The following is a 26,046-nucleotide window of genomic DNA, read 5'->3' as shown; positions in this document are numbered from 1 at the left end:
CTCGCAACTTTACATTGATTGATGTGATAAATCCGCGAGCGGCGCAAGCCTCGCTGTAGGCGGCGCGCTAGGCTGGCGCGGAATCACGGCTGGGCGGACGAGGAGACGACGTCGATGAGCGAGCATCCCAAGGCCGAAGGGCCGGACGCCGCCATGATGGCCGCTCCGCAAGCGCTGGCGCGGTTCCTCGAGACGGTGGACGAGCCCCTGCTCGACGGCGTGTTCTCGACCGGCGAGGTGACGATCCTGGAGAATTTTCCGCCGCATGTGTTCCTGGGCCAGGTGGGCCTGGCGCAATGGCGGGGCATCATGACCGGGCACGCGGGCGGCATCGGCGACCTGAAACACGGGTTCGGGCCGGCCCAGGACTTCGTGCTGACCGACGAGACGGTTCACTTCACCCTGCCGACGCAGTGGACCGGCGTGCGCGACGGGCGGCGGTTCGTCGAGCATGGCGGCTGGACGTTCGTGCAGGTCCGCGAGGCCGACGGCTGGCGGATCCGGTCTTACGGCTGGGCGGTGACGCGCTTCGAGTGGCTGGACTGAAAGCCCGCGGCCTCAATCGTCGCGCAAGAACAGGGTGACAGGGTCGGGCATGGCGCTGGCCCAGGCGATGGCCTCGCTGACCGACAGGCCGCACCTTTCGTCGAACATCACATAGTGATCATCGTCGGGCCGGTCGGCCTGATCCGAATCGGCGCAGCTGTTGTCGTGCCAGGTCGCCTCGATGATGGCGTGCACCTTCTTCCAGCGGTACGGGCGCTTACGGCTGTCTATGATGTTCAGGATCATCCTGCGGGGCTTGCCAGTTCGGTGAAGGTTTTCACGCCGATGCGATAGCGGCGCCAGTCGCCGTAGTCGAAGTGCCACCACTCTTCGGGATAGATCTCGAAGCCCTGAGCGACCATGGCGTCGCGCAGGATCTGGCGCAGCGCCCGCTGCCGGGCCGTTCCGCCGGCGAAGTCGGCGTAGGAACGGGTCGACATCTCGTCGTAGCGGCTTGGCATCTGGACGACGGCGCCGGTCGCAAGGTCGTGGAGCGTCAGATCGACGGCGCAGCCGCGGTTGTGGCGCGAGCCCTTGGCCGGATCGGCGACGAAGACGCGGCTGGCCGGCGGCGTCGCCTCCCAGAACATCCAGGTGACGAACCATGGGCGATAGGCGTCGTGGATCGTCAGGCCATAGCCTTGCGTCGCCAGCGCCTTGGCGGCGCGACCCAACGCCTGGGCGGCCGGACGCTGGAGCCAGGCGGCCGAACGTTCGTAGAGCTTCAGCCCCATGAAGTTGTCGCGGCCGGCGTAGCGGATGTCGAAGGCGATCGTCGGGTCGATCGTGGCCAGATCGACGAGATCGGCCTGCAGGAACTGGCCGCTCTCCTTCGGCGGCGTCGCGGCAAGCGCCCGAGCGCGAAGGGCCTTGGGATCGGCGCGGACGGCGCGGCGGATGCCGGCCTGGACCTCGGCCCCGAAGTCGCGGCGAGGCAGGACGGCGCCGTCCCTGCGGATCCCTCGGGCCGTGACCAGCAGTTCGCCGCCGCCCTCGACGGCGTAGCGGCCCGCCCCCAGCGGCGACAGCCGCCGGGCCGGCTGGCCATGGTCGAAGAGACCGAGGCCGCCGTCGTCGGCCTCGAAGACCGTCACCGGCGCCTCGGGAACGCCGTACTGGCCGATCAGGGCTAGGTCGACGGCGGCCAGGGCCAAGCCGGGCGAGAGCCCCGAAGCCAGCATGCCGGCGGCGATCGTCCTGCGCGTCTGGCCCATCGCCGCCCCCTGCCCGCTACTTCATGGTCGGGATGACGAAGGCGCTGTCCTCGACGTCGCCTTCCGGCCAGCGCGCCGTGACCGTCTTGACCTTGGTATAGAACTTCACGCCCTCGACGCCGTGCTGGTTGGTGTCGCCAAACGCGCTGCGCTTCCAGCCGCCGAAGGTGTGATAGGCCACCGGCACCGGGATCGGCACGTTGATGCCGACCATGCCGACGTTCACACGCTGGGCGAACTCGCGGGCGGCGCGGCCGTTTCGGGTGAAGATGGCGACGCCGTTGCCGTACTGGTGCTCGGACGGCAGGGCGATGGCCTCCTCGAAGCTTTCGGCGCGGACCATCTGGAGAACGGGACCGAAGATTTCCTCCTGGTAGGTCTTCATGCCCTTCTTGACGCCGTCGAACAGCGACGGGCCGATGAAGAAGCCCTTCTCGAAGCCTTGAAGCGAGAAGTCGCGGCCGTCGACCACCAGTTCCGCGCCCTCGTCGACGCCGATCTGGATGTAGTCGGCGATCTTGGCGCGGTGCTGGGCGCTGACCACAGGGCCGTAGTGGGCGGCCAGGTCGGTGGAGATCCCGACCTGCAGGGTCTCGATCTCGGCGACCAGGCGCTCGCGCAGCTCGTCGGCGGTCTTCTGGCCGACCGGGACGACGACCGGCAGGGCCATGCAGCGCTCGCCAGCGGAACCGAAGGCCGCGCCGGAGAGGTCTTTCACGACCTGGTCGAGGTCGGCGTCGGGCAGGACGATGCCGTGGTTCTTGGCGCCGCCCATGGCCTGGACGCGTTTTCCGTGCGCCGTGCCGGTCTGGTAGACGTAGTGGGCGATGTCGGAGCTGCCGACGAAGCTGACGGCCTTGATCTCCGGATGGGTCAGGATGGCGTCGACGGCGCTCTTGTCGCCATGGATCACATTCAGCACGCCCTCGGGCGCGCCGGCCTCCATCATCAGCTCGGCGAGCTTCACCGGAACCGTGGGATCCTTCTCCGACGGCTTGAGGATGAAGGTGTTGCCGACGGCGATGGCGACGCCGAACATCCACATCGGGATCATGGCCGGGAAGTTGAACGGGGTGATGCCCGCGACGACGCCCAGCGGCTGGCGCATCGAATAGACGTCGATGCCGGGACCCGCGCCTTCGGTGTATTCGCCCTTGAGGATGTGGGGGATGCCGCAGGCGAACTCGATGACCTCGAGGCCGCGCTGGATGTCGCCCTTGCTGTCGGCGATGACCTTGCCGTGCTCGGACGACAGGATCTCGGCCAGCGAATTCATGTCGCGCTCGATCAGGCGCTTGAACTCGAACATCACCCGGGCGCGGCGCTGCGGGTTGGTGGCGGCCCAGCCGATCTGCGCTTTCGCAGCGGCCTGGACGGCGGCGTCGATCTCGGCGTCGCTGGCGACCTGGACGCGGGCCTGGACCTCGCCGGTGTTGGGATTGAAGACGTCGCCGTAGCGCCCCGAGGCGCCGATGAGGGCTTGGCCGTTCACGAAATGGGCGATGTCTCGCATGATGCGCTCCCTAACGCTGTTTTTCGGCGTCAATAGCATCCGAGAAACGGCGCGTATCCTGGAAAATCTGACCCTGGATCCCTTCGGGTTCCAGGGCAGACATTTAGCGCGCGCCCGGGCGGGTTAGCCGCCTACACCTAACCCTGGCGCGCTTTGCCTATTCAGCGTCTACGTGGACCCGGCGGAACCGGCCCTGGAGATAGACCAGCGGCTCATGGTCGGGGTCGTAGCGCAGCTTGACCACGCGGCCGACATAGACCCGGTGGTCGCCGGCGTCGAAGACGTGGTGGGTCTCGCACTCGAAATTGGCCATGCAGCCCGGCAGGATCGGCACGCCGGTGCGCCAGGTCTCGGTGTCGATGCCGGCGAAGCGATCGACGCCCTTCTGGACGAACTGGCGGGCCAGGGCCTGGTGGTCGGCGTGCAGCACGTTGACGGCGAAGCGTCCGGCCGCGTCCAGCGCCGGCAGGCTGGACGACTTCAGGTCGACGCAGACCAGGGCCAGCGGCGGATCCAGCGAAACCGACGTGAAGGAATTGGCGGTCAGGCCGACGCGGCGGCCATCCTCGGCCAAGGTCGTGATGACCGTGACGCCGGTGGTGAAACACCCGAAAGCGTTGCGCAGGGCGCGAGCGTCGTGTTCGCCGCCTTCCCCAAGTTCAATCGTGACTGCCTGACTCATCGTGACCAAGCTGTGAGGCAAAGGCGAGCCACGGGCAAGGGCGCGATCCCGCCCCGAAGACGTCACGGCGCTCTAATGAAGTTTTTGCTTACTTGCTGATCACCCGCGTTCGCGCGCTGGCGACCTTGGAGGACGCGAGAAGACGGCCAGGAACGCCCTGGCCGCCTCCCCGTCTCGCCGCCCCGTGGAGACGGCAAGTTCGAAGCGCCTAGTATTTCACTTTCAGGCGCGCGTACCAGAAGCCGCCGTTCATGCCGAACGGGCCGCCCGAGCGCGGGTAGATCTGACCGTCGGCCGTGCTGCCGGTGATGGCGTAGATCGGGTTGGCCGTGGTCGGGGCCAGCTTGTCCGGATATTCGTCGAACAGGTTATTGGCCCCGACGGTGAGCGTGTACTTCTCCGCGACCGTATAGCTGATGTCGAGGTCGGCGGTGACCTTCGCGCCGAACGTCTGGCCGGGATAGTCCTGGTTGGTGCTCCACTTGCTGTAGTAGTTGCCCCGGGCGTTGATCAGGAAGCCGGCGATCTCGTAGCTGGCCGAGACATTGGCGCGGTGCTTGGGCGTGATGTTCTCGATGTCGTAGATCCGGTCGGCGCCGATGGCTACGGGGTCGGACTTGGTGACCTCGCTCTTGTTGTAGCTGTAGGCCAGGGTAAGGCTCAGCGGGTTGTCCAGCAGCTCGGTGCGATAGCTGGCGACGGCGTCGATCCCCTTGGTCTCGGTGTCGAAGCCGTTGGTGAAATAGGCCACGGCGCCGCCGACGCCGACCGCGGCGAGCGCGGGCTGGGCGACGATGTCGGCCGCGGTGACATCGAAGGTGCTGGTGATGCTGATGCGGTCCTTCACCTTGATGAAGTAGCCGTCGACCGTGAGGGTGAAGTTGCTCATCGGGTTGAAGATGAACCCGACGCCGTAGTTGGTGGACTCTTCAGGCGTCAGGGTCTTGGCGCCGAAATACTGGGCGATGGCGCTGGTCACCGGATAGGTGCCGGTCTGGACCTGCTCGCCGCCAGGAGCGAAGGCCGTCGTCAGGATCTCGGTGTTGCTCTGCCCAGGCGACGGGGCGTGGAAGCCGGTGCCGACGGTGCCGCGCACCGAGAACATCCCGGAGAACCGATAGAGGGCGTTGACCTTGCCCACCACGGTGTCGCCGAAGGTGTCGTAGTCCTCGTAGCGCCCGGCGACGCCGACCGTGAAGGCTTCGGTGACGTCGGTCTCGGCGCCCAGATAGACGCCGTAGTTGCTCTGGGTCGAGGTCTTGGCCGAGGCCGGGCTGGTGCCGCCATAGCCGCTGGCGCCGGGCGACTGCGAGGCCGTCTCGGGATTGCCGCCCACGATCGAGCGCGTGTAGACGCCGGGCGAGACCTGCACGTACAGCGGCTGCACGGCGTAGGGGCCCGCGGCGTAGGACTGCAGGTCGCCGGCGGTGGCTTCATACTCCTCGTGCCGGAACTCGGCGCCGCCCGACAGGGTGACCGGGCTCGCGAACCCGACTTCAAGCGGATAGGTCAGGTCGAGGTTCAGGTTGGTTTCGCGCTGGATCAGCTTGCCGAACTTGAACGACGTCTGGCTGGCCGGACCGAAGGAGGCGTTGAGCGACTTGGTCATCGCTAGGTCGAGCGAGTTTTTCGCCACGGTCGCCGAGAGATCGTAGGTCAGGCCGCTGTCAGCCTTACCCTTGACGCCCATCGTGCCGTAGAACTGTTCGACCTCGCCCTGGAAGCGCGGGGTGAAGCCCGCCGGATAGATGGACGTGAAGCTGAAGGTGTTGCCGTCCTTGACGAAGCCGCCCGTGGGACAGGTGGCGTTGCCGGTCGGGCAAGGCGTCAGATAGATCGGGGCGAAGGAACCGTTGCGGCCGGGCGAGCCGGTGGCCGGCGTGCCGGTGCCGTTATTGACCGCCAGCGGCGTCGGGGCCGAGATCGGTGAGCGATAGTTGAAGCTCTGATCGGCCTCGCGATGCCCGACATTGGCCGTCAGATAGATGCTGGTGTTGTCGTTGACGTCGTAGGCGGAGTTGACGAACACCTTGTAGCCGTTGGTCGGCGACGAGCCCCAGATCTGCGCCGGGCCGGGATAGTTGGGCAGCTGGTTGGCCAGGGTGGGATTGTTGGCCGCGAAGACGGCCGCGATGGGCCGCGTGGCGCCGCGGCTGGTCTCGCCGTCGTCGAAATACTCGGCCGACACGTTGACGAAACCGGCGTCGAACAGCTTGAAGCCGCCGTTGACCGCGAACTGATAGCTCTCGCCGTCGCCGGCATAGGTCTGGCCGTAGCGCGCCTGGGCCTCGAAGCCGCTGTCGGCGTCGCGCAGGCCGTAGTTGATGACGCCGCCGATGGCGTCGGAACCGTATTGGGCGGTCGCGCCGTCGCGCAGGATCTGCAGGCTCTTGACGGCGATCGACGGGATCATCGACAGGTCGACGGCCTGCGCGCCCAGCGACAGGGCCGTATCGCCGCCCGTGACGACCTGGACCAGGGCGGAGCGGTTGTAGCGCTTGCCGTTGATCATCACGAGCACCTGGTCGGCGCCGAGGCCGCGCAGGGACGGCGCGCGCACGAAGGTCGAGGCGTCGGAGATGGTGTTCTGCGGGACGTAGAACGACGGGACGAGGTTCTTGACGACGTCCAGCATGTCGGCGGCCGGCTGGCGGGCAAGCTCTTCGCCGCCGAAGACATCGATCGGAGACGGCGAGTCCACCACCGACCGGTCGGTTCTGCGCGTGCCGAGGACGATGACCGTATCGACCTCGGTCACGGCCGGCTCAGCCGGTTCGGCCGCTAGATCGGCCGCATTGGCCAGGCTTGCGTACGCCAAGGTCAGAGAAAACGCTGAAATACCCGAAAGCAAAATAGTCCGTGAGCACTTAGTCATGCATACCCCCTCGTGGCGCTATGCGCGCGCGTTTGCTTTCTCCGTGGTGCTTCCCGGTTCGAGTGTTCTTATTTGATAATAAAAGTCGGGCGATACATTCGAAGAATGTCGCCGCTGAAACAGTTCGTCAGGCTTGCAACTTGCGCAATAGCTCCCGCCGTCCTCGGGGCGTAACGGGGCCTTCAGGCGCGTCGGCGCCCCTTTGCACGGCGCCCGCCATGATTTTTTGCAGCGCGATGATCATGATTGCGGCGCCAACGAGCAGCCGACGCCAGCTTCAACCCCAGGAGGAGTCGGCCGAGCGCGTCACACGACGGTCAGCCGAACGGGAGCGCGATCGGAGCGCGCCGCCGGGGTCTGTCGGTGCGTAGGGCCTGGGCCGCGCCTAGGCGTGCTCGACCAGCACGCCGGGCCGGGCGGCGTCGAGGCCGAAGGTCACCGGCAGGTGGCGCACGTGCGGGGTCTGCAGGTTCAGCGCCTTGGCGCCGCGGGCGATGGCCAGCTTGCCAAGCGCGGTGGGGCCAAAGCCCGCCTGGACCTTGGGACGGGCGCCCAGCCGGCGGCGCAGCACGCCGTTGGCGTAGATGACATTGGCGCGCATCAGGGCCGGCGGGGTCATGAATTCGATCGAGATCGAGACGTTCAGCATCGGGCCGTTCTCGATCCGGTGCGGGGCGTTCTGCTTCCAGGTGACCATGGAGCCGGGCGTCAGCTCGACGGCCTGGGCGCCGGCGTCCCACGCGGGCTCGAAGGCGAACTGCTCGGCGGTCTCGCGCAGCACGATCTTCTCCAGGGCCAATTCGCCGACGTAAGGATCGGCGACCGGATAGACCCAGACCTTCTTGACGCCCCGGATCTGCCACAGCGACACCAGCGGCACGTCGAGATGGTAGAAGACCTGGGCGTTGGCGCTGCTGATCAACATGCCGAGATCGCGCTTGAAGGTCTTGAGGCCCGGGACCTCCCTCTCCTTCTCGGCGAAGATCTCGTCGCAGAGGGCGGCGTATTCGGGGACGTGGTCGTTGGTGTGGCGCAGGTTCAGCCAGATGCGGCCGGCCTTGGCGGCCTCCAGCAGCTGGTCGCCCGAGAGGTTGCCCGCCGAGCCCTTGCGCCAGGTGGTCCAGGCCCTGGGATCCTCGCCCATGGTGAAGACGCCCAGCAGCTCGCGCGGATAGCGGTCGAGCAGGCGCGCCAGGCCTTCGTCGTCGAACATCGGCCGCTCGTGCAGGCCGTGCTTGAAGACCAGGTTCTCGCGGCCGAAGGCCTTGGCCTTTTCCGGGGTCCAGTCGTGGATGATGGTCATGACGCCAGCCTCACGCCGAGTGTCCATAGAAGTGGATCTTGAAGGGGCCCCACCACAGGGTCTTGCCGAGGCCCCGGGCGGCGCGGTCGAGCCATTCGGCCCGGTCGCCAGCGCGGGTCAGCCACTTGAAGCCGGCCACGGCACCGAACAGGGCGGCCTGGACGACACCGACGACCATCCAGCGGGCGACGCCCGCCCGATCCGGCGGCACGGCGGCGGCGCAGTGGGCCGAGGGACCCTGGCCGTAGGCGAAGGCGCGGCGGATCGTGTAGTCGAGGGTCAGGCGCTCGGGCAGAGGGTCTTCCCAGACCCACGCCTGCGGCTCCCAGGCGAAGACCGCGCCGGCCGCCTGCATGTGGCCAAACAGCATGTCGTCCTCGCCGCCGATATGGTTGCGCTCGACGGCGAAGGGCGCGAGCGGATCAGGCAGGCTGGAGCGCTTCAGCAGGCTGTCGCCGCAGCCGTAATAGTGGTCGATGACGCCGGCCTGATCCGGGCCAAGGCGCGAGAAGAACCGCTCCAGATAGTCGCGATGAGCGGCGCCCTCCGGCGCGCGTCCGCGGACGGGTCCGAAGACGACATCGGCGGCATAGCGGTCCTGAGCCGCCAGAAGCGCGGCCAGCCAGCCGGCCGGGGCCTCCTCGTCGTCGTCGAGGAAGGCGATGAACTCGCCCGACGCCTTTGTCATGCCGGCGTTGCGGGCGTTGGCGACGCCGGCGCGGGGCTCGTGCACGTAGTGGACGGGGAACGGCGCTTGCGCGGCCAGAGCCTCCGCGACCGGTTGGGCCGAGGGCGTCTGGTCGTTGTCGACGATCACGAGCTCGAGTTCCGAGTGATCCACCCCGGCCTGGGCCAGGACCGAGCGGGCCGCGACGGTGAGGCCGCCGGGCCGACGCTGGGTCGGGATCATGATCGTCACGCGCGCCATCAGATCTCCATCGTCGCGTTGCGGCGGCGGCCCTGGGAGGCGACGGCGTCGACCAGCCCCTTCACGCGCCCGCCCATCGTAAGCTCGGTGCTGGCGATGATGTCCATGCGCCGGCGCAGGCGCGCAACCGGTCCCTGGCCGTTGGCGCCGGCCAGAGCCCAGACGCCTTCCACCGAGTGGGCGACGCGGCCGGCCATGCTGGCCGAGGTGATCGCCCCGTCGGCGATCAGGGTCTGGGTCAGGCCGTAGGAGTGCTTGTAGTGGTCGGAGCCTGGACCAAGGTCGTAGCGCGACAGGCCCTGCTCCGGCATGGCCGCGATGGCCCGGGGAAAGAAGATCTGGCCCGGCGACCAGGCGGCGAAGGCCGGATTGGTCGAGGCGATCCACGGATGGTAGGTCGCGCCCCGGCGCACCCCGAAGTGGCCGGCCACCAGCTGGCCGCCGGCGTAGAGGTTGATCATCAGCCCCCGGAAGTCGCCCTCGCGGGTCTCGAACAGGGTCTGGAACAGGTCGCGCGTCCATTGCGGGCGCAGGAAATCGTGCACGCCTGTGCGCTCGATCTGCTCGCGCTTCCAGGCGATCAGCTGGTCGAACGACTCCTGGGAGTCGTCGGCGGCCTTCAGCGCCACCTGCCCCATCTCGCGCTCGAGCTTGTTGTCCAGGCGGCGGTAGTTCTTGATCTTCTTGGGGCTGCCCGAGCGGACGGCCTCCAGATAGGCCTCGACGTCCTCGCCGATGTCGATGACGTAGGCGGCGGTCGTCGGCTCGGCGGCGAAGGCGTGGGCCGGATCGACAAGGCCGGTGTAGCGGAACACGGCGAGATCGGCGGCGCGCAGCACCTGGGCCGCGTCGATCTCGACGCCGGGCTTGGCGATCAGGCCATGATAGTCGGACAGCGGCGCGCCGATCGGGCGGGCCATGCCGCCGGGGCGGCGATGGTGCGGCAGGAAGCCGATGGTCTCGCCCTCGCGACGGATCACCGCCACCCGCGCGTCCTCGCGCACCCGGCCGACGGCCTGGGTGAAGTCAGGACCCAACAGCGGGCTGGCCAGGGCCGGATCGGCCGCGGCGAAGGCTCGCCACAGGGCCACGTCCGCCTGGGCCATGTCGGCGGGGTGCAGGGTCTCGACTTGCAGCATGTCCACCTGTCCTAATCCGGCTCGGCTAAGGAATGATGGAAACAATTCTGCAACCTCGGGGCCAACCTCAGGATACGAAGGTCGCGCCCAGGATGCGTTCGAGCCAGACCTTATCGGTCTCGTCGAAGGCGGCGGGGCGGTCGGAATCCACGTCGAAGACGGCCAGCAGGCGGCCTTGCCCGTCGAACACCGGCACGACGATCTCGCTGGCCGAGCGGGCGTCGCAGGCGATGTGGCCCGGGAAGGCGTGGACGTCGGCGACCAGCTGGGTCTGGCCGGTTTCGGCGGCCGCGCCGCAGACGCCGCGGCCGAAGGCGATGCGCAGGCAGCCCAGCGTGCCCTGGTAGGGGCCGACGACCAGTTCGCGCTCCTTGGCCGGATCGACGACGTAGAAGCCGGTCCAGAAATAGTGGTCGAAGCTGTTGGCCAGCATCGAGGCCACCGTGGCCATGCGGGCCGTCACGTTGCCTTCGCCGTCGAGCACCGAGGCGATCTCGTCGGCCACCTCGGCGTAGCGGGCGGCCTTGTCGGCGGAGAGGGTCTTGTCGTTGAAAGCTTCAGCCATGGTCCGGATATAGCGTGATCGTGCGCGGAAGCGAGCCCCCGCGCACGGCGTTTTCCCCAAGCTTCACCGTCCCGTTCCGGGCACGGCCCGGAATGGCACAGCTCCTAGAATTCCTCCCAGTCGCCGGGGCGCGACTGCGGGGCCACCTTCAGGGCGTTGGCGCCCTGGACGTAGCGTTCGCGGAAGGCCTCGCGGCGCGGGGCGGCCGGCTGGCGCGGCGGCGCGCGCAGTTCGCGGACCTCGGCGCCGACCTGGAAGCGGCCGATCAGGCGTTCGAGTTCGGCGGCCTCGCTGGACAGGGCGTGGCTGGCGGCGGTCGACTGCTCGACCATGGCCGCGTTCTGCTGGGTGACCTGGTCCATCTGATTGACGGCGGTGTTGACCTCGGCCAGGCCGATGGCCTGCTCCTTGGCCGACGAGGCGATCTCGCCGACCAGGGCGTTGATCTCGGAGACCTGCTCCATGATCTGCTGCAGCGTCTCGCCGGTCTCGCCGACCAGGCGCACGCCCTTGCCGACTTCGTCGGTGGAGGCGCGGATCAGGCCCTTGATCTCCTTGGCGGCGTCGGCCGAGCGCTGGGCCAGGGCCCGTACTTCCTGGGCGACGACCGCGAAACCACGTCCCGCCTCGCCGGCCCGCGCGGCTTCGACGCCGGCGTTCAGCGCCAAAAGGTTGGTCTGGAAGGCGATCTCGTCGATGACGCCGATGATCTGGGTGATCGACTGCGACGACTTCTCGATGCCGCCCATGGCCTGGACGGCCTCGGTGACGACCTTGCCGCTCTTCTCGGCGTTGGCCTTGGCGCTCTCGGTCAGCTGTCGGGCGCGCTCGGCGCCGTCAGAGCTCTTCTTCACCGTGGCGGTGATCTGGTCGAGGGCGGCGGCGGTCTGCTCCAGGCCGGCGGCCTGACGTTCGGTGCGCTGGGCCAGGTCGTCGGAGGCGTGGCTGATCTCGGCGCAGCCGGTGCGGATGCTCTGGGCGGCCGACAGGATGCCGGCCATGGTCTGCTGCAGGCTCTCGACGGCGGCGTTGAAGTCGCGCGGCATCTTGCGGGCGTCGCCGGCGAAGCCGTCCTCGCGCATGCGCCAGATCAGGTCGCCGTCGGCCAGCTTCTCCATGCCTTCGCCGAGGGTGGCGACGGCGGCGGCCTGGGCCTTGGCGAAGGCCTCGGCTTCTTCGGCGTGGCGTTGGCGCTCGATCTCGGCGGCGGCGCGTTCGGCCTCCTGCTCGGCGCGGCGGCGCTGGCCGTCGGCGAGATCGTGGCGGAAGCCGTCGAGGGCGCGGGCGATGGCGCCGATCTCGTCGCCGCCGGTCACGCCGGGCACCGGCTGGTCGTAGCGACCGGCGCTCAGGGCGTCGACCGACTGGGTCAGGCCCGACAGCGGCTTGCGCACCAGGCTGGCGCTGGCCAGGAACAGGGCCAGCAGCACGGCGCCGGTGATCACCACGCCGCCGACCAGCAGGATCATGGCCAGGCGGTCGGCCGGACCGGTGATGGCCGAGCGCGGCACGTCCATGACCAGCGCCCAGGTGGTGTTCAGTTCGGGAATGGCGATGGGGCGGACCATCCGCTCCATCTCCTCGTCGCCGACCCTGACGCCGCTGAACAGCGCCGCCTCGCCGCCGCTCAGGGCGGCCTTGACCTTGTCGGCGCCTTCGTCGGCATAGGCCGTGGTGCGCTTGTCGGCGTCGGGGTGGGCCACCCACTTGCCGGCCGCCGACAGCAGCATGACGCGGCCGCCGCCCAGGGGCTTCAGCTGCTCCAGGCGCTTGGAGACGCCGTCCAGCGACAGGTCGACGCCGGTGGCGCCGAGGAACTGGCCGCCGATCATCGCCGGATAGACCACCGAGGTCATCAGCTCGGTCTTGCCGGCGACGGTGTAGGGATAGGGCTCCAGCAGCGCGGCCTTATGGGTGTCGCGCGGGATCGTGTAGTAGGGCTGGCTGTATTCGTTGCCCTCGTTGAGGGGCTGGAACACCACCTTGCCGTCGGCGTGCACCCAGTACGGGGTGAAGCTGCCGTCGGGATTGGCGCCCATCTCGGTCTGGCCGGCGAACTCGGCGTCGCGGCCGTCCAGGGCGTTGGGCGCGGCCATGAACCAGCTGCCCATGACGATGGGCGTGGCGTCGGCCTGGGGCCGCAGCATCTCGATATAGGTCTTGCGGTCGCGCAGGCCGGCCGAGTGGGCGGCGGCGATCGCGCCGGCGGTCGAGCGCGAGGTGGCCTCGACCCGGCCGATCTCGGTGCGGATCTGCTCGATGGCGTCGTCGGCAACGGCGTCGGCGTAGCGGTGCGTCAGCCCCGCCACGATGCCGGAGGTGTGCATCGACACCGCCACGGCGGCCGCGATCAGCAGAAGCCCGATGGCCAGACCCGCCACCGTCACCAGCTTCCACGCGATGGTCAGCCGACCGAACGCCTTCATAAAAGAATCTCCACAGCCCGAGCCTTAAGCTTGGTTGTGGCGCTCGATTCCTAACGGCGCTTTAACCGAGATTAACCTGCGACAATCTGGCGCCCCGACTGCCGCCAAACCGTCAACCGCGCTGGCCCAGATCGTAGAAACGCGGATCCCCTTCGGCATACTCGTCGCCGTAGAAGGTCGCACTCTTCTGCCCTGGCAACAGGATCGGCCTGACGCATCGTCCCAGCATGATCGAGCGCACCGCGTCCACGAAGGTTTCTCCCTCGAACCACGGGGTCTCCATCAAGCCGCTCGCCCCAAAGCATCGCCCAGACGCTCCGATGTAGAGAACCGCATGCTCCCCATGCGTCCTGGCGATCGCGACAAGGTGCTCGCCCGCCATGCGCGCGACCTCGCGAATCTGAGGCAGAAGCTCAGTCTTGCCGGTAAAGACGATATCGCCTGCTGCGCATTCGACACCCGATTTCACCTCTCCGACCCGCAGGCCTGAAAGGGTTTGGAGGATTTCGATGGCGGGGTGGTCCGCCGGCGCAGCGATCTTCACCTCTGCGTACCGGCCAGGCCGCCACCCAGCCCTTGTGAAGGCCTCCGTCAGGTCGGACGGTAGGTCATCCACCGGCCTACCCCTTCGCCAGCTTGACCAGCTGGACCAGGATCTTCTCGGCCGCGTCCAGGCGCTGAGCCGGCGTATCCCATTCGCCCTTCACGACGACCTTCTGGTCGGGACGAGCCTTCCAGATCAGGTTGTTCTTGCCGATGAACTGCATCAGCGGCAGCGGGTTGGCGAACTCGTCGTTGCGGAAGCTGAGCACCGCGCCCTTGGGGCCGACGTCGATCTTGGCGACATTGGCTTCGCGGCACATGCCCTTGATGCCGACGACCTTGAGCAGGGAGTCGGTCTCGGGCGGCAGCGGGCCGAACCGGTCGATCATCTCGGCGGCCAGGGCCTCGCGGTCGGCGGCCTTTTCGGCTTCCGACAGGCGGCGGTAGAGCGACAGGCGCACATTGAGATCGGGCACGTAGTCGTCGGGGATCATCACGGCCGCGCCGGTGTTGATCTGCGGCGACCAGGCGCGGTCCTCCAGCAGGGCCTCGGCGCCCTGGCGTTCGCGCAGGGCCGCCACGGCGTCCTCCAGCATCTGCTGGTAGAGCTCGACGCCGATCTCCTTGATGTGGCCGCTCTGCTCGTCGCCGAGCAGGTTGCCGCCGCCGCGGATGTCCAGGTCGTGGCTGGCCAGCTGGAAGCCGGCGCCCAGGCTGTCGAGCGACTGCAGCACCTTCAGGCGCTTCTCGGCCGACAGGGTGATCTGCTTCTCGGCCGGCGTCGTCAGATAGGCGTAGGCGCGGGCCTTGGAGCGGCCGACGCGCCCACGGATCTGGTAGAGCTGGGCCAGGCCGAACATGTCGGCGCGGTGCACCACGAGGGTGTTGGCCGAGGGGATGTCGAGCCCGCTCTCGACGATCGTCGTGGCGAGCAGCACGTCGTACTGGCCCTCGTAGAAGGCGGTCATCACCTCCTCGAGCTGGGTGGCGCTCATCTGGCCGTGGCCGACGACGTACTTGATCTCCGGCACCTGGGTGCGGAGGAACTTCTCGATGTCCTCCAGGTCCTTCAGGCGCGGCACGACGTAATAGGCCTGGCCGCCGCGATACTTCTCGCGCAGCAGGGCCTCGCGCACGGTGACGGCGTCGAAGGGCGTGATGTAGGTGCGCACCGCCAGGCGATCGACCGGCGGCGTGGCGATGATCGACATCTCCCGGATGCCCGACAGCGCCATCTGCAGCGTACGCGGAATGGGCGTGGCGGTCAGGGTCAGCATGTGCACGTCGGCGCGAAGCTCCTTGAGCTTCTCCTTGTGCTTGACCCCGAAGTGCTGCTCCTCGTCGACGATGACGAGGCCCAGGTCCTTGAAGGCGACCTGCTTGCTGAGCACGGCGTGGGTGCCGACCACGATCTCCAGCTGGCCGTTGGCCAGACCCTCGCGGGTGTCGGCGGCTTCCTTGCCGGTGACCAGGCGCGACAGGCGGGTGACCTTGATCGGCCAGCCCTGGAAGCGCTCCTTGAAGGTCTTGTAGTGCTGGCGGGCCAGCAGCGTCGTCGGGCAGACGATGGCCACCTGCTTGCCGCTCATCGCCACCACGAAGGCGGCGCGCAGGGCGACTTCCGTCTTGCCGAAGCCGACGTCGCCGCAGATCAGGCGGTCCATCGGCTTGCCCGAGGCCAGGTCTTCCAGCACGTCGTGGATGGCGTTGAGCTGGTCGTCCGTCTCCTCGTAGGGGAAGCGGGCGCAGAATTCGTCGAACACGCCTGACGGCGGATCGGTCTCTTCCACCGACTTCAGCGAGCGGGCGGCGGCGATCTGGATCAGGCCCTCGGCCATGATCCGCAGGCGTTCCTTGGCCTTGGCCTTGCGGCCCTGCCAGGCCGCGCCGCCCAGCTTGTCGAGCTGGACGTTCTCGCCGTCGGCGCCGTAGCGGGTCAAAAGGTCGATGTTCTCGACCGGCAGGTAGAGCTTGGCCTCGCCGCCGTACATCAGGTCGAGGCAGTCGTGCGGCGCGCCCTGGACGTCGAGGGTCTTGAGGCCCTCGTAGCGGCCGATGCCGTGGTCGATGTGGACGACGAGGTCGCCGGGCGTCAGGGCGCTGGCTTCGGCCAGGAAGTTGGCGGCGCGGCGCTTCTTGCGCGGGCGGGCCAGACGATCGCCGAGGATGTCGGTCTCGGAGATGACGGCCAGGCTGTCGGTCTCGAAGCCGGCGTCGAGCGGCAGGACGACGCGCTGGGGGACCTTGGGGTCGTTGGCCTTGGCCGCCTGCCAGTAGCCGGCATAGGGGATCTTCTTGAGGCCGTGGTCGGCCAGCATCGTGCCCAGACGCTCGGATGAGCCTTCGGACCACGAGGCGAAGAGGACGCGTTTCCCCTCCCCGGCCAGCTTTTTGGCGTGGTCGGCGGTGGCCTCGAACAGGTTGACGCTGTCCTGGGCGCGCTCGGCGGCGAAGGTCCGGCCATGCTTGGCGCCCATGTCGACGACGTCGAGCCCCTGGGGCTGGAACGGCGTGAACTGGCGGTGCGGGCGGTCGGCGACCGCCTCGTCCCATTCCTTGGCGGTCAGGTAGAGGGCGTGCGGCTCCAGCGGGCGGTAGGCCGACTTGCGGTCGGCGGCGGCGCGGGCGTCATAGGCGTCGGCGATCATCGCCAGGCGCTCGTCGCGGGCCTCGGCCGTCTGGTGGTCGACGCCGACCAGGGTTCCGGCCGGCAGATAGTCGAAGATCGTCGCCATCCGCTCGTAGAACAGCGGCAGCCAGTGTTCCATGCCGGCGCGGCGGCCGCCGTCGCTGACCGCGGCGTAGAGCGCATCATCGCCCGGCGCGCCGAACAGGCGCACGTAGGAGCCGCGGAAGCGCGAGATGGCGTCGGCGTCGAGCAGGGCCTCGCTGACTGGCAAGAGCTCGATCGACTTCAGCTGCTTGGTCGAGCGCTGGGTCTCCGGATCGAAGGCGCGGATGCTCTCCAGGGTGTCGCCGAACAGGTCGAGACGCACGGGCTCTTCGGCGGCCGGCGGATAGACGTCGATGACGCCGCCACGGATGGCGAACTCGCCGCGCTCGGAGACGGTGGAGGCGCGGACATAGCCGTTGACGGCGAAGTAGCGCTCAAGGTCCTTGATATCGACCGACTGGCCGACCTTGGCGCCGTAGCTGGCGCGCAGCAGCACTTCCCTGGTCGGCACGCGCTGCAGGAGCGCGGGCGCGGCGACGACCAGCATGGCCGCCTTGCCCTCGCCAAGGCCGTTGGCGAGGCGATGCAGGGTGCACATGCGGGTGGCGGCGACCCCGGCCGACGGACCGATGCGGTCATAGGGCAGGCAGTCCCACGAGGGCAGCAGCACCGCCTCGATCTCGGGGGCGAAGAACTTCAGCGCGTCGATGAAGGCGCTGGCCCGGGCGGTGTCGCGGGCCACGAACACGGTCAGGCCGCCGCGGGCGCGGGCGATGTCGGCCATCGCCAGGGCGTCGAAGCCCTCGGGCGCGCCGGCCAGGGTCAGGCCGCCGGCGGCCTTGGCGATCTGTTTGGCGTCGTAGGCCATGCTGCTCTTCAAGTATGGGCGAGGAACAACCCGCCGAGATGCAAAGGGTTCAGGCGCCGTCGCCGACAGGCCGCGAGGTGTGGGCCTCGAAGCGGAACTTGCGGATCATGGCCATGATCTCGGTCTCGAAGGCCTCGGGCGTGGCCTCCTGGCCGACGATCCAGGCGTAGATCTCGCGATCGGACTGTTCGAGCAGGGTTTCCAGCACGTCGAGCTGGTCGGGGGTCAGGGTCGGGCCAAGCGTATCCGCGAACGGCCCCAGAATGAGGTCCGCTTCACGGAAGCCGCGATGCCAGGCCCGGAACTTCAGCCGCCGAAGGCGGGCGTCGTGATCGATGGTCATGCGGCCGCCGATATAGAGCGCGCCGCCGCCGGGCGCCAGCTTTGCGGCGTCGATTGACCGCGCCTGCTGACGGCTTTAGGCGCGAGGGCATGGCTTCCTTGATGATCCAGGGCTGCGGCTCCGACGTCGGCAAATCGACCCTGGTGGCGGGGCTGTGTCGACTTTTCGCCAATCGCGGCCTGGTGGTGCGGCCGTTCAAGCCGCAGAACATGTCCAACAACGCGGCCGTCACGGCCGACGGCGGCGAGATCGGGCGGGCCCAGGCGTTGCAGGCGATCGCCTGCCGCACTCCGGCCAGCGTGCACATGAACCCGGTGCTGCTCAAACCCCAGAGCGATGTGGGCGCCCAGGTGGTGGTGCAGGGCCGCGTGGTCGGAAACTACAAGGCCCGGGCCTTCCAGGGGCTGAAGCCGGACCTGCTGGCCACGACGCTGGACAGCTATCGAAGGCTGGCGGCCGAGGCCGATCTCGTGCTGGTCGAGGGCGCGGGCAGTCCGGCCGAGACCAACCTCCGAGCCGGCGACATCGCCAACATGGGCTTCGCACACGCCGCCGACGTGCCGGTGGCGCTGGTCGGCGACATCGACCGGGGGCACGTGATCGCCGCCCTGGCCGGGGCGCACCTGGTGCTCGACGAGGCCGACCGGGCGCGGATCAAGGGTTTCATCATCAACAAGTTCCGGGGCGATCCGGCGTTGTTCGCCGACGGGCGGACCGAGGTCGTCAAGCGGACGGGCTGGCCGGACCTGGGCATGGTCCCCTGGCTGCCGCCGGTGCGGTTCCTGCCGGCCGAGGACGCCGTGGTGCTGGAGCGCGCCGCCGCCCCTGTCGAAGGCCGCCGCGCCAAGGTGGTGGTGCCTATGCTGTCGCGGATCGCCAATTTCGACGACTTCGACCCGCTGCGGAACGATCCGGCGATCGATCTGATCTTCCTGCCGCCCGGCGGGGTGCTGCCGGCGGACGCGGACCTGGTGATCCTGCCGGGGACCAAGGCGACCCTGGCGGACCTGGCCTTCCTGCGCGCCAACGGCTGGGACGTTGACATCCTCGCCCACGCCCGGCGCGGCGGCCGGGTGCTGGGCGTCTGCGGCGGCTACCAGATGCTGGGCCGGACGGTGAGCGATCCGGACGGCGTCGAGGGCGCGCCGGGGGCGGCGGCGGGGCTTGGCCTGCTGGACGTCGAGACCGTGCTGGCCGGCGACAAGACGGTGCGGCCGGTCGCCGGGCGTCTGGCCGACGGAGCGGCCTTCGAGGGCTACGAAATCCATGTCGGCCGCACGACCGGCCCCGGGACCGCGCGGCCGCTGCTGGCCATCGATGGCCACGGCTCGGACGGCGCCGTCTCGGCCGACGGCAGGATCGCCGGCGGCTACGTGCATGGCCTGTTCGACAAGGCCTCGGCGCGAACCGCCCTGCTCGCCCCGCTCGGCGTCGCGACCGACGGCCTCGACCAGTCGGCGCGGGTCGATGCGGCGCTCGACGAGATCGCCGAGATTCTGGAGCGGTCGCTGGACATCAAGGCCATCGCCCGCATCGCAGGCTTGCCCTGATCCGGTTTTCCTGGCCGCGACCTTCGCCGGCGGCCAAACTGCTCGCGACGAATCCGAACCGGGAGCCGACATGCCGCGACGCGCCGTATCCGCCCTGCGCGCCTTCCTGCGCAGCGAAGCCGCCGGCGGGGTGCTGCTGATGATCGCGGCGGCGGCGGCGCTGGTCGTGGCCAACTCGCCGCTGGCGGCCGGCTATTTCCACGCCCTGCACGCCTATCTCGGCCCGCTGTCGGTCGAGCACTGGATCAATGACGGGCTGATGGCGGTGTTCTTCCTGCTGGTGGGCCTGGAGATCAAGCGCGAGGTCGTCGACGGCGAGCTCTCGACCTGGCCGCGCCGCGCCCTGCCCGGCTTCGCGGCCCTGGGCGGGATGGTCGTTCCGGCGCTGGTCTACCTGCTGATCGCCCGCGACGCGCCGGACGTGCGGGCCGGCTGGGCGATCCCGGCGGCGACCGACATCGCCTTCGCGCTAGGGGTGCTGTCGCTGCTGGGACCGCGCGTGCCGGGCGCGCTGAAGATCTTCCTGGCGGCCCTGGCGATCATCGACGACCTGGGCGCCATCCTGATCATCGCGATCTTCTACACCGACCACCTGACCCTGTGGGCGCTGGGCGGCGCGGCCGTCGTGCTGGCCGCGCTCGTCGCGCTGAACCGGCTGAAGGTGACGGCGCTGTGGGCCTATCTGCTGCTGGGCGCTGTGCTGTGGGTGCTGTTCCTCAAGTCGGGGATCCACGCGACGCTGGCCGGCGTGCTGCTGGCCATGACCATTCCGCTGTCGCCCGACCATGGCCGCTCGCCGCTGCACCGGCTGGAGCACGGGCTCAATCCGTGGGTGGCCTATCTGATCGTGCCGGTCTTCGGCTTCGCCAACGCCGGCGTCGCCCTGGGCGGCCTTTCCGCCTCGGCCCTGGCCGCGCCGGCGACGGTGGGCGCGGCGCTGGGCCTCTTTCTGGGCAAGCAGGTCGGCGTCTTCGCCTTCAGCGCCGCCGCCATCGGACTGGGGCTGGCGCGCAAGCCATCGGGCGTGAACTGGGGCCAGCTCTATGGCGTGGCGGCGCTGTGCGGGGTGGGCTTCACCATGAGCCTGTTCATCAACAACCTGGCCTTCGACGCCGAGCTGCTGCGCGAGGAGACCAAGATCGGCGTCTTGGCCGGCTCGCTGGCGTCGGCTCTGCTGGCCTGGCTGATCTTCGCTCTATGCGCCCGCAAGGCTGGCGCGGGGGCGCCGGCGGGTCCACAATGAGCCGACGTCCCGCCGAGAGCATCGCCATGCTGCGCGCCTTCCTCGCCGCCGCCCTGCTGGCCGCGCCGACCGCCGTCCTGCCCGCGACCGCGTGGGCCCAGGCGCCGATCGTCGCCACCGTCGAGGTGACCATCGGTCCGGACCTCGTCGCCAAGGCCGACAAGTTGGGCGCGCGTGAGTTCGATTACCTGACGGCGGACCTGAAAAGGACAGTCGAGCGCCGGCTCAGCGCCCGGGGGGCTCTGTCGCCCGCCGGCGGCCAGCTGAAGCTGATCATCGACGACGCCCAGCCCAACCGCCCGACGCCCAAGCAATTGGGCGACAAGCCCGGCCTGTCGCTGGAAAGCTTCAGTCTGGGCGGCGCGAAGATATCGGGCGAGTACGTGGCCGCCGACGGCGTTCGCTCGCCGATCCGCTACAGCTGGTACGAGAACGACATCCGCCAGGCGGCCTTCAACCTCACCTGGAGCGACGCCGAAACCGCCTTCGAACGCCTGGCCCGCCGGTTGGGCGAAGGAAAACTGGCGCAGGACTAGGATTCGCACAGGTCTCCGTAAAACCCCCGCGAAAGCAGGGGTCCCGGTGAAGAAGGCGCGGATCCGGTCCCCTCGCTTGCCAGACGCCTCGACGCAGCGTCTGATCGCCGTTCAGTGAGGCGCTGCGTAATGCGCCGGGGAGGAAGCATGAGCGCCGCGCCACGACGATCGAACGCCGTCCTGGCGGCCTATGCCTCGCCCACCCTGCCGCTTGCGGGCCTGGGCCTGCCGCTGGTGGTCTACCTGCCTGAGTATTACGTCAGCGAGCTTGGCCTTTCGCTGTCGGTCGTCGGGACAGCCTTCCTGCTGGTGCGATTGGCCGACATCATCCTGGATCCGATCCTGGGCGGCCTGATGGACCGCACGCGGACCCGCTGGGGCCGCTTCCGGCCCTGGCTGATCGCCAGCGCCCCGTTGCTGATGGCGGCGTCCTACGCCCTGTTCATGGCCAAGCCCGGGATCGGACCGGTCTTCCTCTGGGCCTGGCTGATCATCGCCTATGTCGGCTTCTCGATGGCGGTGCTGGCGCAGACGGCCTGGGGGGCGGTGCTGTCGCCTGACTACCAGCAACGCTCACGGATCTATGGGTTCTGGGGCGCGGGCAACGTGATCGGCATGATCCTGGTGCTGCTGCTGCCGCCGCTGATGGCCTTCGCCTTCAAGGGGAACCACGCCTCGGGGATCGCGGCAATGGGCTGGTTCATCATCGTGCTGACGCCGCTGACGGCGCTGCTGGCCAGCGTCGTCGTCGGCGAACCGGCCGCGCCGCCCCACCGCCACGAGGCGGGTCTCAAGCAGTATCTGGGCCTGCTGACACGCCCCAGCGTGCAGAAGCTCTTGGCGGCCGACCTGCTGATGGGTCTGGCGCCGGGCATCGGCGGGGCGCTGTTCTTCTTCTTCTTCGAACGGATCAAGGGGATCCCCAAGGACCAGGCGGGGATCCTGCTGCTGATCTATTTCGTCGCCGCCCTGGCCGGCGCGCCGCTGTGGCCCTGGCTGGCCAAGACCCTGGGCAAGCACACCGCCCTGGCCATCGCCGGGATCATGTACGCCGTCTTCCAAATGGCCGCGATCCTGACGCCCCCGGGCATGAACCTGTTCGGCGTGGCGGTGCTGGTGCTGGCCGGCCTGCCCTATTCGGCCGCGCCGCTGCTGGTGCGCTCGATGATGGCCGACATCGGCGGCGAGGAGCGGCTCAACACCGGCGTCGACCGCACCGGCCTGCTCTACGCCGTCGTCAACGGCACGGTGAAGCTGGGCTTCGCCCTGGCCATCGGCGTCTTCCTGGTGCTGGAGAAGCTCGGCTTCGATCCCAAGGTGCCCAGCGCCCAAGGCGACGCGGCGCTGGTGGCGCTCTACACCGTCGTACCGGCGGCGCTCGGGGTGCTGGTCTGCCTGATCATCGTGCGCTATCCGCTGGACGCCAAACGCCACGCCGAGATCCGCGCCCAACTGGACGCGCGGGACGCGGCCGACGCCGCCACCGCCGCAGACACGAGCCCGCATGACCGCCGCCCCGACCCCAGCCCCGCGTCCTCTGCAGCCGAGTGAGGAGCATCCGCTCTTCACCCTGGTGGAGATCATGGCCCGCCTGCGCGACCCCGACCACGGCTGCCCGTGGGACGTGGAGCAGACCTTCGCGACCATCGCTCCCTACACGGTCGAGGAGGCCTACGAGGTCGCCGACGCCATCGAGCGGAACGACCTGTCGGACCTGAAGGAGGAACTGGGCGACCTGCTGCTGCAGGTGGTGTTCCATTCAAGGATGGCCGAAGAACAGGGCGCGTTCGACCTGGCGGGCGTGGCCCAGTCGATCTCCGACAAGATGATCCGTCGGCACCCGCACGTCTTCGGCGACCACGCCTATGACGATCTGGCCGACCAGAAGGCCGGCTGGGAGGAGCTCAAGGCTCAGGAGCGCAAGGCCAAGAAGAAGGGCGGCGTGCTCGACGACATGCCGGCCGGCCTGCCCGCCCTGACCCGCGCCGTGAAGCTGACCAAGCGCGCCGCCCGCGTCGGCTTCGACTGGCCCTCGACCGACGAGGTGCTGGCCAAGCTGGCCGAGGAAGTCGCCGAACTGCAGGTCGAGATCGACGCCGGCGATCAGGCCAAGGCCCGCGAGGAGCTGGGCGACATCCTGTTCGTCTGCGCCAACCTGGCCCGCAAGCTCGACGTCGAACCCGAGGACGCCTTGCGCGCCACCAACGCCAAGTTCGCCCGCCGCTTCGCGTTCATCGAGGCGGAACTGGCAAAGGACGGGCGCACGCCGGATCAGTCGGACCTGGCGGAGATGGACGCGCTGTGGGACGCGGCGAAGGCGGCGGAGCGGAAATAAGCCCTTCTCCCATAGGGAGAAGGTGGCGGCCGGAGGCCGCCGGATGAGGGGTTAGGGACAGAAGACGGCGTGCCGACACGACGTCCAAAGGCGTAGCCCCTCACCCTCCCATGCTGCGCATGGGCCCCTCCCTCTCCCTATGGGAGAGGGTTTTTACTCCCCGATCGGCATCACCCAGACGGTCGGAAACTGCCGCTCGAAGCGGCCCAGCGCCTGGGGGTCCATGCGGGCCACCAGGTGCACTTCGCCGTCTTCGCGATCGTCGCGCTCGACCACGCGGCCGTTGCGGTAGATCCAGGCCAGGGCCTCGCCGTCGGCCGGCGACAGGCGCAGGGCGATGGGCGGGGTGTCGTCGATCAGACCGCCGACGCGCTTGAGCAGTTCGGCGCAGCCCTCGCCAGTGACGGCCGAGACCGCAGAGGCGTCTGAGCGCTTGGCGCGGCCTTCGAGGATCTCGCGTTCCTCGTCGTCGACCAGATCGATCTTGTTCCAGACCTCGACGACGGTCTTGCCCTCGTCGGCTGTGACCTTCAGCTCGGTCAGGACCGCCTGGACGTCGCGGGCCTGGGAGTCGGTGTCGGGATTGGCGACGTCGCGCACGTGCAAGACCACGTCGGCCTCCTGCACCTCCTCGAGGGTGGCGCGGAAGGCCTCGACCAGTTCGTGCGGCAGGTCGGAGATGAAGCCGACGGTGTCGGACAGGATGGCCGGGCGGCCGTCGGGCAGCTTGACCGTCCGCAGGGTCGGGTCGAGCGTGGCGAACAGCATGTCCTGGGCCACGACCTCGGCGTTGGTCAGGCGGTTGAACAGGGTCGACTTGCCGGCGTTGGTGTAGCCGACCAGCGCCACGGTCGGGTACGGGACCTTCTTGCGGGCGCTGCGGTGCAGGGTGCGGGTGCGCCGCACCTCTTCCAGCTCGCGCTTGAGCTTGCCGATCGTGCCGGCGATCAGGCGCCGGTCGAGTTCGATCTGGGTTTCGCCGGGGCCGCCGGTGTTGCCGGTGCCGCCGCGCTGGCGTTCCAGGTGGGTCCAGGTGCGCACGAGGCGCGAGCGCTCGTAGTCGAGCCGCGCCAGTTCGACCTGCAGCTTGCCTTCGCGCGTGCGAGCGCGACGGGCGAAGATCTCGAGGATCAGGCCCGTGCGGTCGACGACCTTGACCCCCAGGCCGCGCTCGAGATTGCGCTGCTGGACGGGGGTGAGCTGGTCGTCGAACACGGCGACGTCGATGTGCTCGACCTCGCAGATCGCCTTGAATTCCTGGATCTTGCCGCTGCCGAACAGGGTGGCGGGCGTGACGGTGCGCAACGGCGCGATGGCCGTTTCGACAACGTCGAGATCGAGGGCTACGGCGAGGCCGACGGCCTCTTCGAGACGCGCCTTGGGATCGCGCGCCTCGAGAGCGGCCTGCCCACGAGCAGGCCGCACCGGGTGGATCACGAACGCCTTAAGGATCGGGTCGGCGTGATCGATAAGTCCATCGGGGGACTTAGATGTGGATTTTGACAAAAGAGCCTTGGACTTAGTCGTCTTGATCGGCGCTCGGCTCGTACAGCTGAACGGGCTGAGCCGGCATGATCGTCGAGATGGCGTGCTTGTAGACCAGTTGCGACTGGCCGTCGCGGCGCAGCAGGACGCAGAAGTTGTCGAACCAGCTGACCACGCCCTGCAGCTTTACGCCGTTGACCAGGAAGATGGTGAGCGGCGTCTTGGACTTGCGCACGCTGTTCAGGAAGGTGTCCTGAAGGTTTTGTTTCTTGTCGGCGGACATTGGGGATTCCCCTCTCGTTGATTTCGGAGGGCAACACGCCCTCCACACAAACAAGTTCATGCTAGAGCATTTTTCGCCGTTGGACATGGCCTTCGGCGAAAAATGCACGCGTGGCGGCGAGGAAGCTTAGATCGCTCCCGCCTTCGCCCGCTCGATATAGGCGCGCCGCAGCCGGCTCGCCACCGGCCCGACCGTTCCATCCCCGATCTTGTCGCCGTCGATGCTGACGATCGGCGTGACCAGGCTGCCGGCGCCGGTGATGAAGGCTTCCCGGGCGGTCTTGGCCTCTTCCACGGTGAACGGCCGCTCCTCGACCGGCAGGCCCGTCTCGGCGATGACGTCCAGCAAGGTCAGGCGGGTGACGCCGCGCAGGATGTTGGCCTGGGTGTCGCGGGTGCGCAGGCGACCTTCGGCGTCGACGATCCAGGCGTTGGACGAGGCGCCTTCGGTGACCAGGCCCAGGTCGTCGACGAACCAAGCCTCGATGGCGCCGCGCTCGCGGGCGGCCTGCTTGGCCAGGGCGTTGGGCAGCAGGCCGATGGTCTTGATGTCGCAGCGGCCCCAGCGGTTCTCGGGCACGGTGACGACGCCTGAGCCCTTGGCGGCCTTGGCCTCGGCGGCGGCGCGATCGACCGAACGGGCGGTGATCACCACGGCCGGCGGCACTTCCGGGTTCGGGAAGGCGTGGTCGCGCTTGGCGACGCCGCGGGTGACCTGCAGGTAGACGAGGCCCTCGCGCACCTGATTGCGGCGGATGGCTTCGCGCAGCACGATGGTCAGCGCCGCCTCGCTCATCGGGTGGGCGATGCGCAGTTCGTCGAGGCTGCGCCACAGGCGGGCGAAGTGGCCGGCGGCGTCGGCCAGCTTGCCGTCGAACACCGCCCAGACCTCATAGACGCCGTCGGCCAGCTGGTAGCCGCGGTCCTCGATGTGCACGGCGGCCTGGCCGTGACGCACGAAGCGGCCGTTGACGTAAGCGAAACGCGACATCGGGG

At 68.7% G+C, this 26,046-nt stretch carries 22 protein-coding genes; 6 read left to right on the top strand and 16 right to left on the bottom strand.

Annotated elements, in window-relative coordinates; all coding sequences use genetic code 11:
• The first annotated feature begins 114 nt into the window (after nt 1-114).
• Entirely contained in the window at nt 115-546 is a 432-nt protein-coding gene (locus AC1RRS_RS11845) for a hypothetical protein (RefSeq protein WP_492855342.1), read from the top strand.
• A 12-nt stretch (nt 547-558) separates the two neighbouring features.
• Here AC1RRS_RS11845 and AC1RRS_RS11840 read toward each other — a convergent pair whose 3' ends face one another.
• The 13 genes from AC1RRS_RS11840 to AC1RRS_RS11780 form a co-directional block, all read right to left on the bottom strand.
• A complete protein-coding gene (locus AC1RRS_RS11840; RefSeq protein WP_492855341.1) occupies nt 559-792 on the bottom strand; it encodes a hypothetical protein in 234 nt (77 codons plus the stop codon).
• Nucleotides 789-1,760: a M15 family metallopeptidase gene (locus AC1RRS_RS11835; protein WP_492855340.1), complete on the bottom strand. Its 972-nt coding sequence runs from the start codon at nt 1,758-1,760 to the stop codon at nt 789-791. Before AC1RRS_RS11835 ends, AC1RRS_RS11840 begins: the two co-directional genes overlap by 4 nt.
• A 16-nt stretch (nt 1,761-1,776) precedes the next feature.
• A complete protein-coding gene (locus tag AC1RRS_RS11830) occupies nt 1,777-3,273 on the bottom strand; it encodes a CoA-acylating methylmalonate-semialdehyde dehydrogenase (protein ID WP_492855339.1) in 1,497 nt (498 codons plus the stop codon).
• 157 nt (nt 3,274-3,430) lie between these two features.
• Nucleotides 3,431-3,955 (bottom strand): flavin reductase family protein, encoded by a 525-nt coding sequence (locus AC1RRS_RS11825; RefSeq protein WP_492855338.1) that lies wholly within the window; start codon nt 3,953-3,955, stop codon nt 3,431-3,433.
• A gap of 208 nt (nt 3,956-4,163) precedes the next feature.
• The gene (locus AC1RRS_RS11820) at nt 4,164-6,713 is read right to left on the bottom strand and encodes a TonB-dependent receptor plug domain-containing protein (protein WP_492855337.1); all 2,550 of its coding nucleotides are present in this window, start codon (nt 6,711-6,713) and stop codon (nt 4,164-4,166) included.
• Nucleotides 6,714-7,215: 502 nt separating this feature from the next.
• Nucleotides 7,216-8,133: a hypothetical protein gene (locus AC1RRS_RS11815; protein ID WP_492855336.1), complete on the bottom strand. Its 918-nt coding sequence runs from the start codon at nt 8,131-8,133 to the stop codon at nt 7,216-7,218.
• Nucleotides 8,134-8,143: 10 nt separating this feature from the next.
• Nucleotides 8,144-9,061, bottom strand: a complete 918-nt coding sequence (locus tag AC1RRS_RS11810) for a glycosyltransferase family 2 protein (RefSeq protein WP_492855335.1) — start codon at nt 9,059-9,061, stop codon at nt 8,144-8,146.
• Nucleotides 9,061-10,200, bottom strand: a complete 1,140-nt coding sequence (locus tag AC1RRS_RS11805; RefSeq protein ID WP_492855334.1) for a GNAT family N-acetyltransferase — start codon at nt 10,198-10,200, stop codon at nt 9,061-9,063. Before AC1RRS_RS11805 ends, AC1RRS_RS11810 begins: the two co-directional genes overlap by 1 nt.
• A gap of 67 nt (nt 10,201-10,267) precedes the next feature.
• Nucleotides 10,268-10,765, bottom strand: coding sequence for a GAF domain-containing protein (locus AC1RRS_RS11800; protein ID WP_492855333.1), 498 nt, complete (start codon nt 10,763-10,765; stop codon nt 10,268-10,270).
• Nucleotides 10,766-10,869: 104 nt separating this feature from the next.
• Nucleotides 10,870-13,191, bottom strand: coding sequence for a methyl-accepting chemotaxis protein (locus AC1RRS_RS11795; protein ID WP_492855332.1), 2,322 nt, complete (start codon nt 13,189-13,191; stop codon nt 10,870-10,872).
• A gap of 112 nt (nt 13,192-13,303) precedes the next feature.
• Nucleotides 13,304-13,807 carry an SUKH-3 domain-containing protein gene (locus AC1RRS_RS11790; RefSeq protein ID WP_492855331.1) on the bottom strand — a complete coding sequence of 168 codons (504 nt, stop codon included), beginning with the start codon at nt 13,805-13,807 and terminating at the stop codon, nt 13,304-13,306.
• A gap of 4 nt (nt 13,808-13,811) precedes the next feature.
• Entirely contained in the window at nt 13,812-17,276 is a 3,465-nt protein-coding gene (mfd, locus tag AC1RRS_RS11785; protein ID WP_492855330.1) for a transcription-repair coupling factor, read from the bottom strand.
• 49 nt (nt 17,277-17,325) lie between these two features.
• Nucleotides 17,326-17,619, bottom strand: coding sequence for an FAD assembly factor SdhE (locus AC1RRS_RS11780; RefSeq protein ID WP_110122052.1), 294 nt, complete (start codon nt 17,617-17,619; stop codon nt 17,326-17,328).
• Nucleotides 17,620-17,708: 89 nt separating this feature from the next.
• Here AC1RRS_RS11780 and AC1RRS_RS11775 point away from each other — a divergent pair, with 89 nt between their 5' ends.
• From AC1RRS_RS11775 to mazG, 5 genes are all read left to right on the top strand, one after another.
• Nucleotides 17,709-19,169 carry a cobyric acid synthase gene (locus tag AC1RRS_RS11775; RefSeq protein ID WP_492855328.1) on the top strand — a complete coding sequence of 487 codons (1,461 nt, stop codon included), beginning with the start codon at nt 17,709-17,711 and terminating at the stop codon, nt 19,167-19,169.
• Between the two features lie 70 nt (nt 19,170-19,239).
• Nucleotides 19,240-20,412: a Na+/H+ antiporter NhaA gene (nhaA, locus tag AC1RRS_RS11770; RefSeq protein WP_492855327.1), complete on the top strand. Its 1,173-nt coding sequence runs from the start codon at nt 19,240-19,242 to the stop codon at nt 20,410-20,412.
• Entirely contained in the window at nt 20,409-20,948 is a 540-nt protein-coding gene (locus AC1RRS_RS11765) for a hypothetical protein (protein ID WP_492855326.1), read from the top strand. The genes nhaA and AC1RRS_RS11765 overlap by 4 nt, the downstream gene beginning before the upstream one ends.
• Nucleotides 20,949-21,095: 147 nt before the next feature.
• Nucleotides 21,096-22,499 (top strand): MFS transporter, encoded by a 1,404-nt coding sequence (locus tag AC1RRS_RS11760; protein WP_492855325.1) that lies wholly within the window; start codon nt 21,096-21,098, stop codon nt 22,497-22,499.
• Nucleotides 22,453-23,283 (top strand): nucleoside triphosphate pyrophosphohydrolase, encoded by an 831-nt coding sequence (gene mazG, locus AC1RRS_RS11755; protein ID WP_492855324.1) that lies wholly within the window; start codon nt 22,453-22,455, stop codon nt 23,281-23,283. The genes AC1RRS_RS11760 and mazG overlap by 47 nt, the downstream gene beginning before the upstream one ends.
• 153 nt (nt 23,284-23,436) lie before the next feature.
• Here the strand turns inward: mazG and hflX are convergent, their stop codons facing one another.
• From hflX to AC1RRS_RS11740, 3 genes are all read right to left on the bottom strand, one after another.
• Nucleotides 23,437-24,789, bottom strand: a complete 1,353-nt coding sequence (hflX, locus tag AC1RRS_RS11750; protein ID WP_492855323.1) for a GTPase HflX — start codon at nt 24,787-24,789, stop codon at nt 23,437-23,439.
• Between the two features lie 13 nt (nt 24,790-24,802).
• Nucleotides 24,803-25,051: an RNA chaperone Hfq gene (hfq, locus tag AC1RRS_RS11745; RefSeq protein ID WP_058348899.1), complete on the bottom strand. Its 249-nt coding sequence runs from the start codon at nt 25,049-25,051 to the stop codon at nt 24,803-24,805.
• Nucleotides 25,052-25,177: 126 nt separating this feature from the next.
• Entirely contained in the window at nt 25,178-26,041 is an 864-nt protein-coding gene (locus AC1RRS_RS11740) for a D-amino-acid transaminase (protein ID WP_110122059.1), read from the bottom strand.
• Nucleotides 26,042-26,046: the final 5 nt, after the last annotated feature.

It is taken from the genome of Caulobacter sp. GW821-FHT12A07 (genome assembly GCF_058807655.1).
Note: the sequence above shows the minus strand (reverse complement) of the source record. Positions and strands in the feature narration are given on the sequence as shown.

What these genes read in the sequence shown, in the direction of transcription:
- AC1RRS_RS11835 (WP_492855340.1), bottom strand. Translation starts at nt 1,760, where the DNA reads ATGGGCCAGACGCGCAGGACGATCGCCGCCGGCATGCTGGCTTCGGGG.
- mfd (WP_492855330.1), bottom strand. Translation starts at nt 17,276, where the DNA reads ATGGCCTACGACGCCAAACAGATCGCCAAGGCCGCCGGCGGCCTGACC.
- AC1RRS_RS11795 (WP_492855332.1), bottom strand. Translation starts at nt 13,191, where the DNA reads ATGAAGGCGTTCGGTCGGCTGACCATCGCGTGGAAGCTGGTGACGGTG.
- mazG (WP_492855324.1), top strand. Translation starts at nt 22,453, where the DNA reads ATGACCGCCGCCCCGACCCCAGCCCCGCGTCCTCTGCAGCCGAGTGAG.
- AC1RRS_RS11805 (WP_492855334.1), bottom strand. Translation starts at nt 10,200, where the DNA reads ATGCTGCAAGTCGAGACCCTGCACCCCGCCGACATGGCCCAGGCGGAC.
- hfq (WP_058348899.1), bottom strand. Translation starts at nt 25,051, where the DNA reads ATGTCCGCCGACAAGAAACAAAACCTTCAGGACACCTTCCTGAACAGC.
- AC1RRS_RS11765 (WP_492855326.1), top strand. Translation starts at nt 20,409, where the DNA reads ATGAGCCGACGTCCCGCCGAGAGCATCGCCATGCTGCGCGCCTTCCTC.
- AC1RRS_RS11800 (WP_492855333.1), bottom strand. Translation starts at nt 10,765, where the DNA reads ATGGCTGAAGCTTTCAACGACAAGACCCTCTCCGCCGACAAGGCCGCC.
- AC1RRS_RS11760 (WP_492855325.1), top strand. Translation starts at nt 21,096, where the DNA reads ATGAGCGCCGCGCCACGACGATCGAACGCCGTCCTGGCGGCCTATGCC.
- nhaA (WP_492855327.1), top strand. Translation starts at nt 19,240, where the DNA reads ATGCCGCGACGCGCCGTATCCGCCCTGCGCGCCTTCCTGCGCAGCGAA.
- AC1RRS_RS11825 (WP_492855338.1), bottom strand. Translation starts at nt 3,955, where the DNA reads ATGAGTCAGGCAGTCACGATTGAACTTGGGGAAGGCGGCGAACACGAC.
- AC1RRS_RS11840 (WP_492855341.1), bottom strand. Translation starts at nt 792, where the DNA reads ATGATCCTGAACATCATAGACAGCCGTAAGCGCCCGTACCGCTGGAAG.
- AC1RRS_RS11780 (WP_110122052.1), bottom strand. Translation starts at nt 17,619, where the DNA reads ATGACCATCGATCACGACGCCCGCCTTCGGCGGCTGAAGTTCCGGGCC.
- AC1RRS_RS11845 (WP_492855342.1), top strand. Translation starts at nt 115, where the DNA reads ATGAGCGAGCATCCCAAGGCCGAAGGGCCGGACGCCGCCATGATGGCC.
- AC1RRS_RS11830 (WP_492855339.1), bottom strand. Translation starts at nt 3,273, where the DNA reads ATGCGAGACATCGCCCATTTCGTGAACGGCCAAGCCCTCATCGGCGCC.
- AC1RRS_RS11775 (WP_492855328.1), top strand. Translation starts at nt 17,709, where the DNA reads ATGGCTTCCTTGATGATCCAGGGCTGCGGCTCCGACGTCGGCAAATCG.
- AC1RRS_RS11740 (WP_110122059.1), bottom strand. Translation starts at nt 26,041, where the DNA reads ATGTCGCGTTTCGCTTACGTCAACGGCCGCTTCGTGCGTCACGGCCAG.
- AC1RRS_RS11810 (WP_492855335.1), bottom strand. Translation starts at nt 9,061, where the DNA reads ATGGCGCGCGTGACGATCATGATCCCGACCCAGCGTCGGCCCGGCGGC.
- AC1RRS_RS11815 (WP_492855336.1), bottom strand. Translation starts at nt 8,133, where the DNA reads ATGACCATCATCCACGACTGGACCCCGGAAAAGGCCAAGGCCTTCGGC.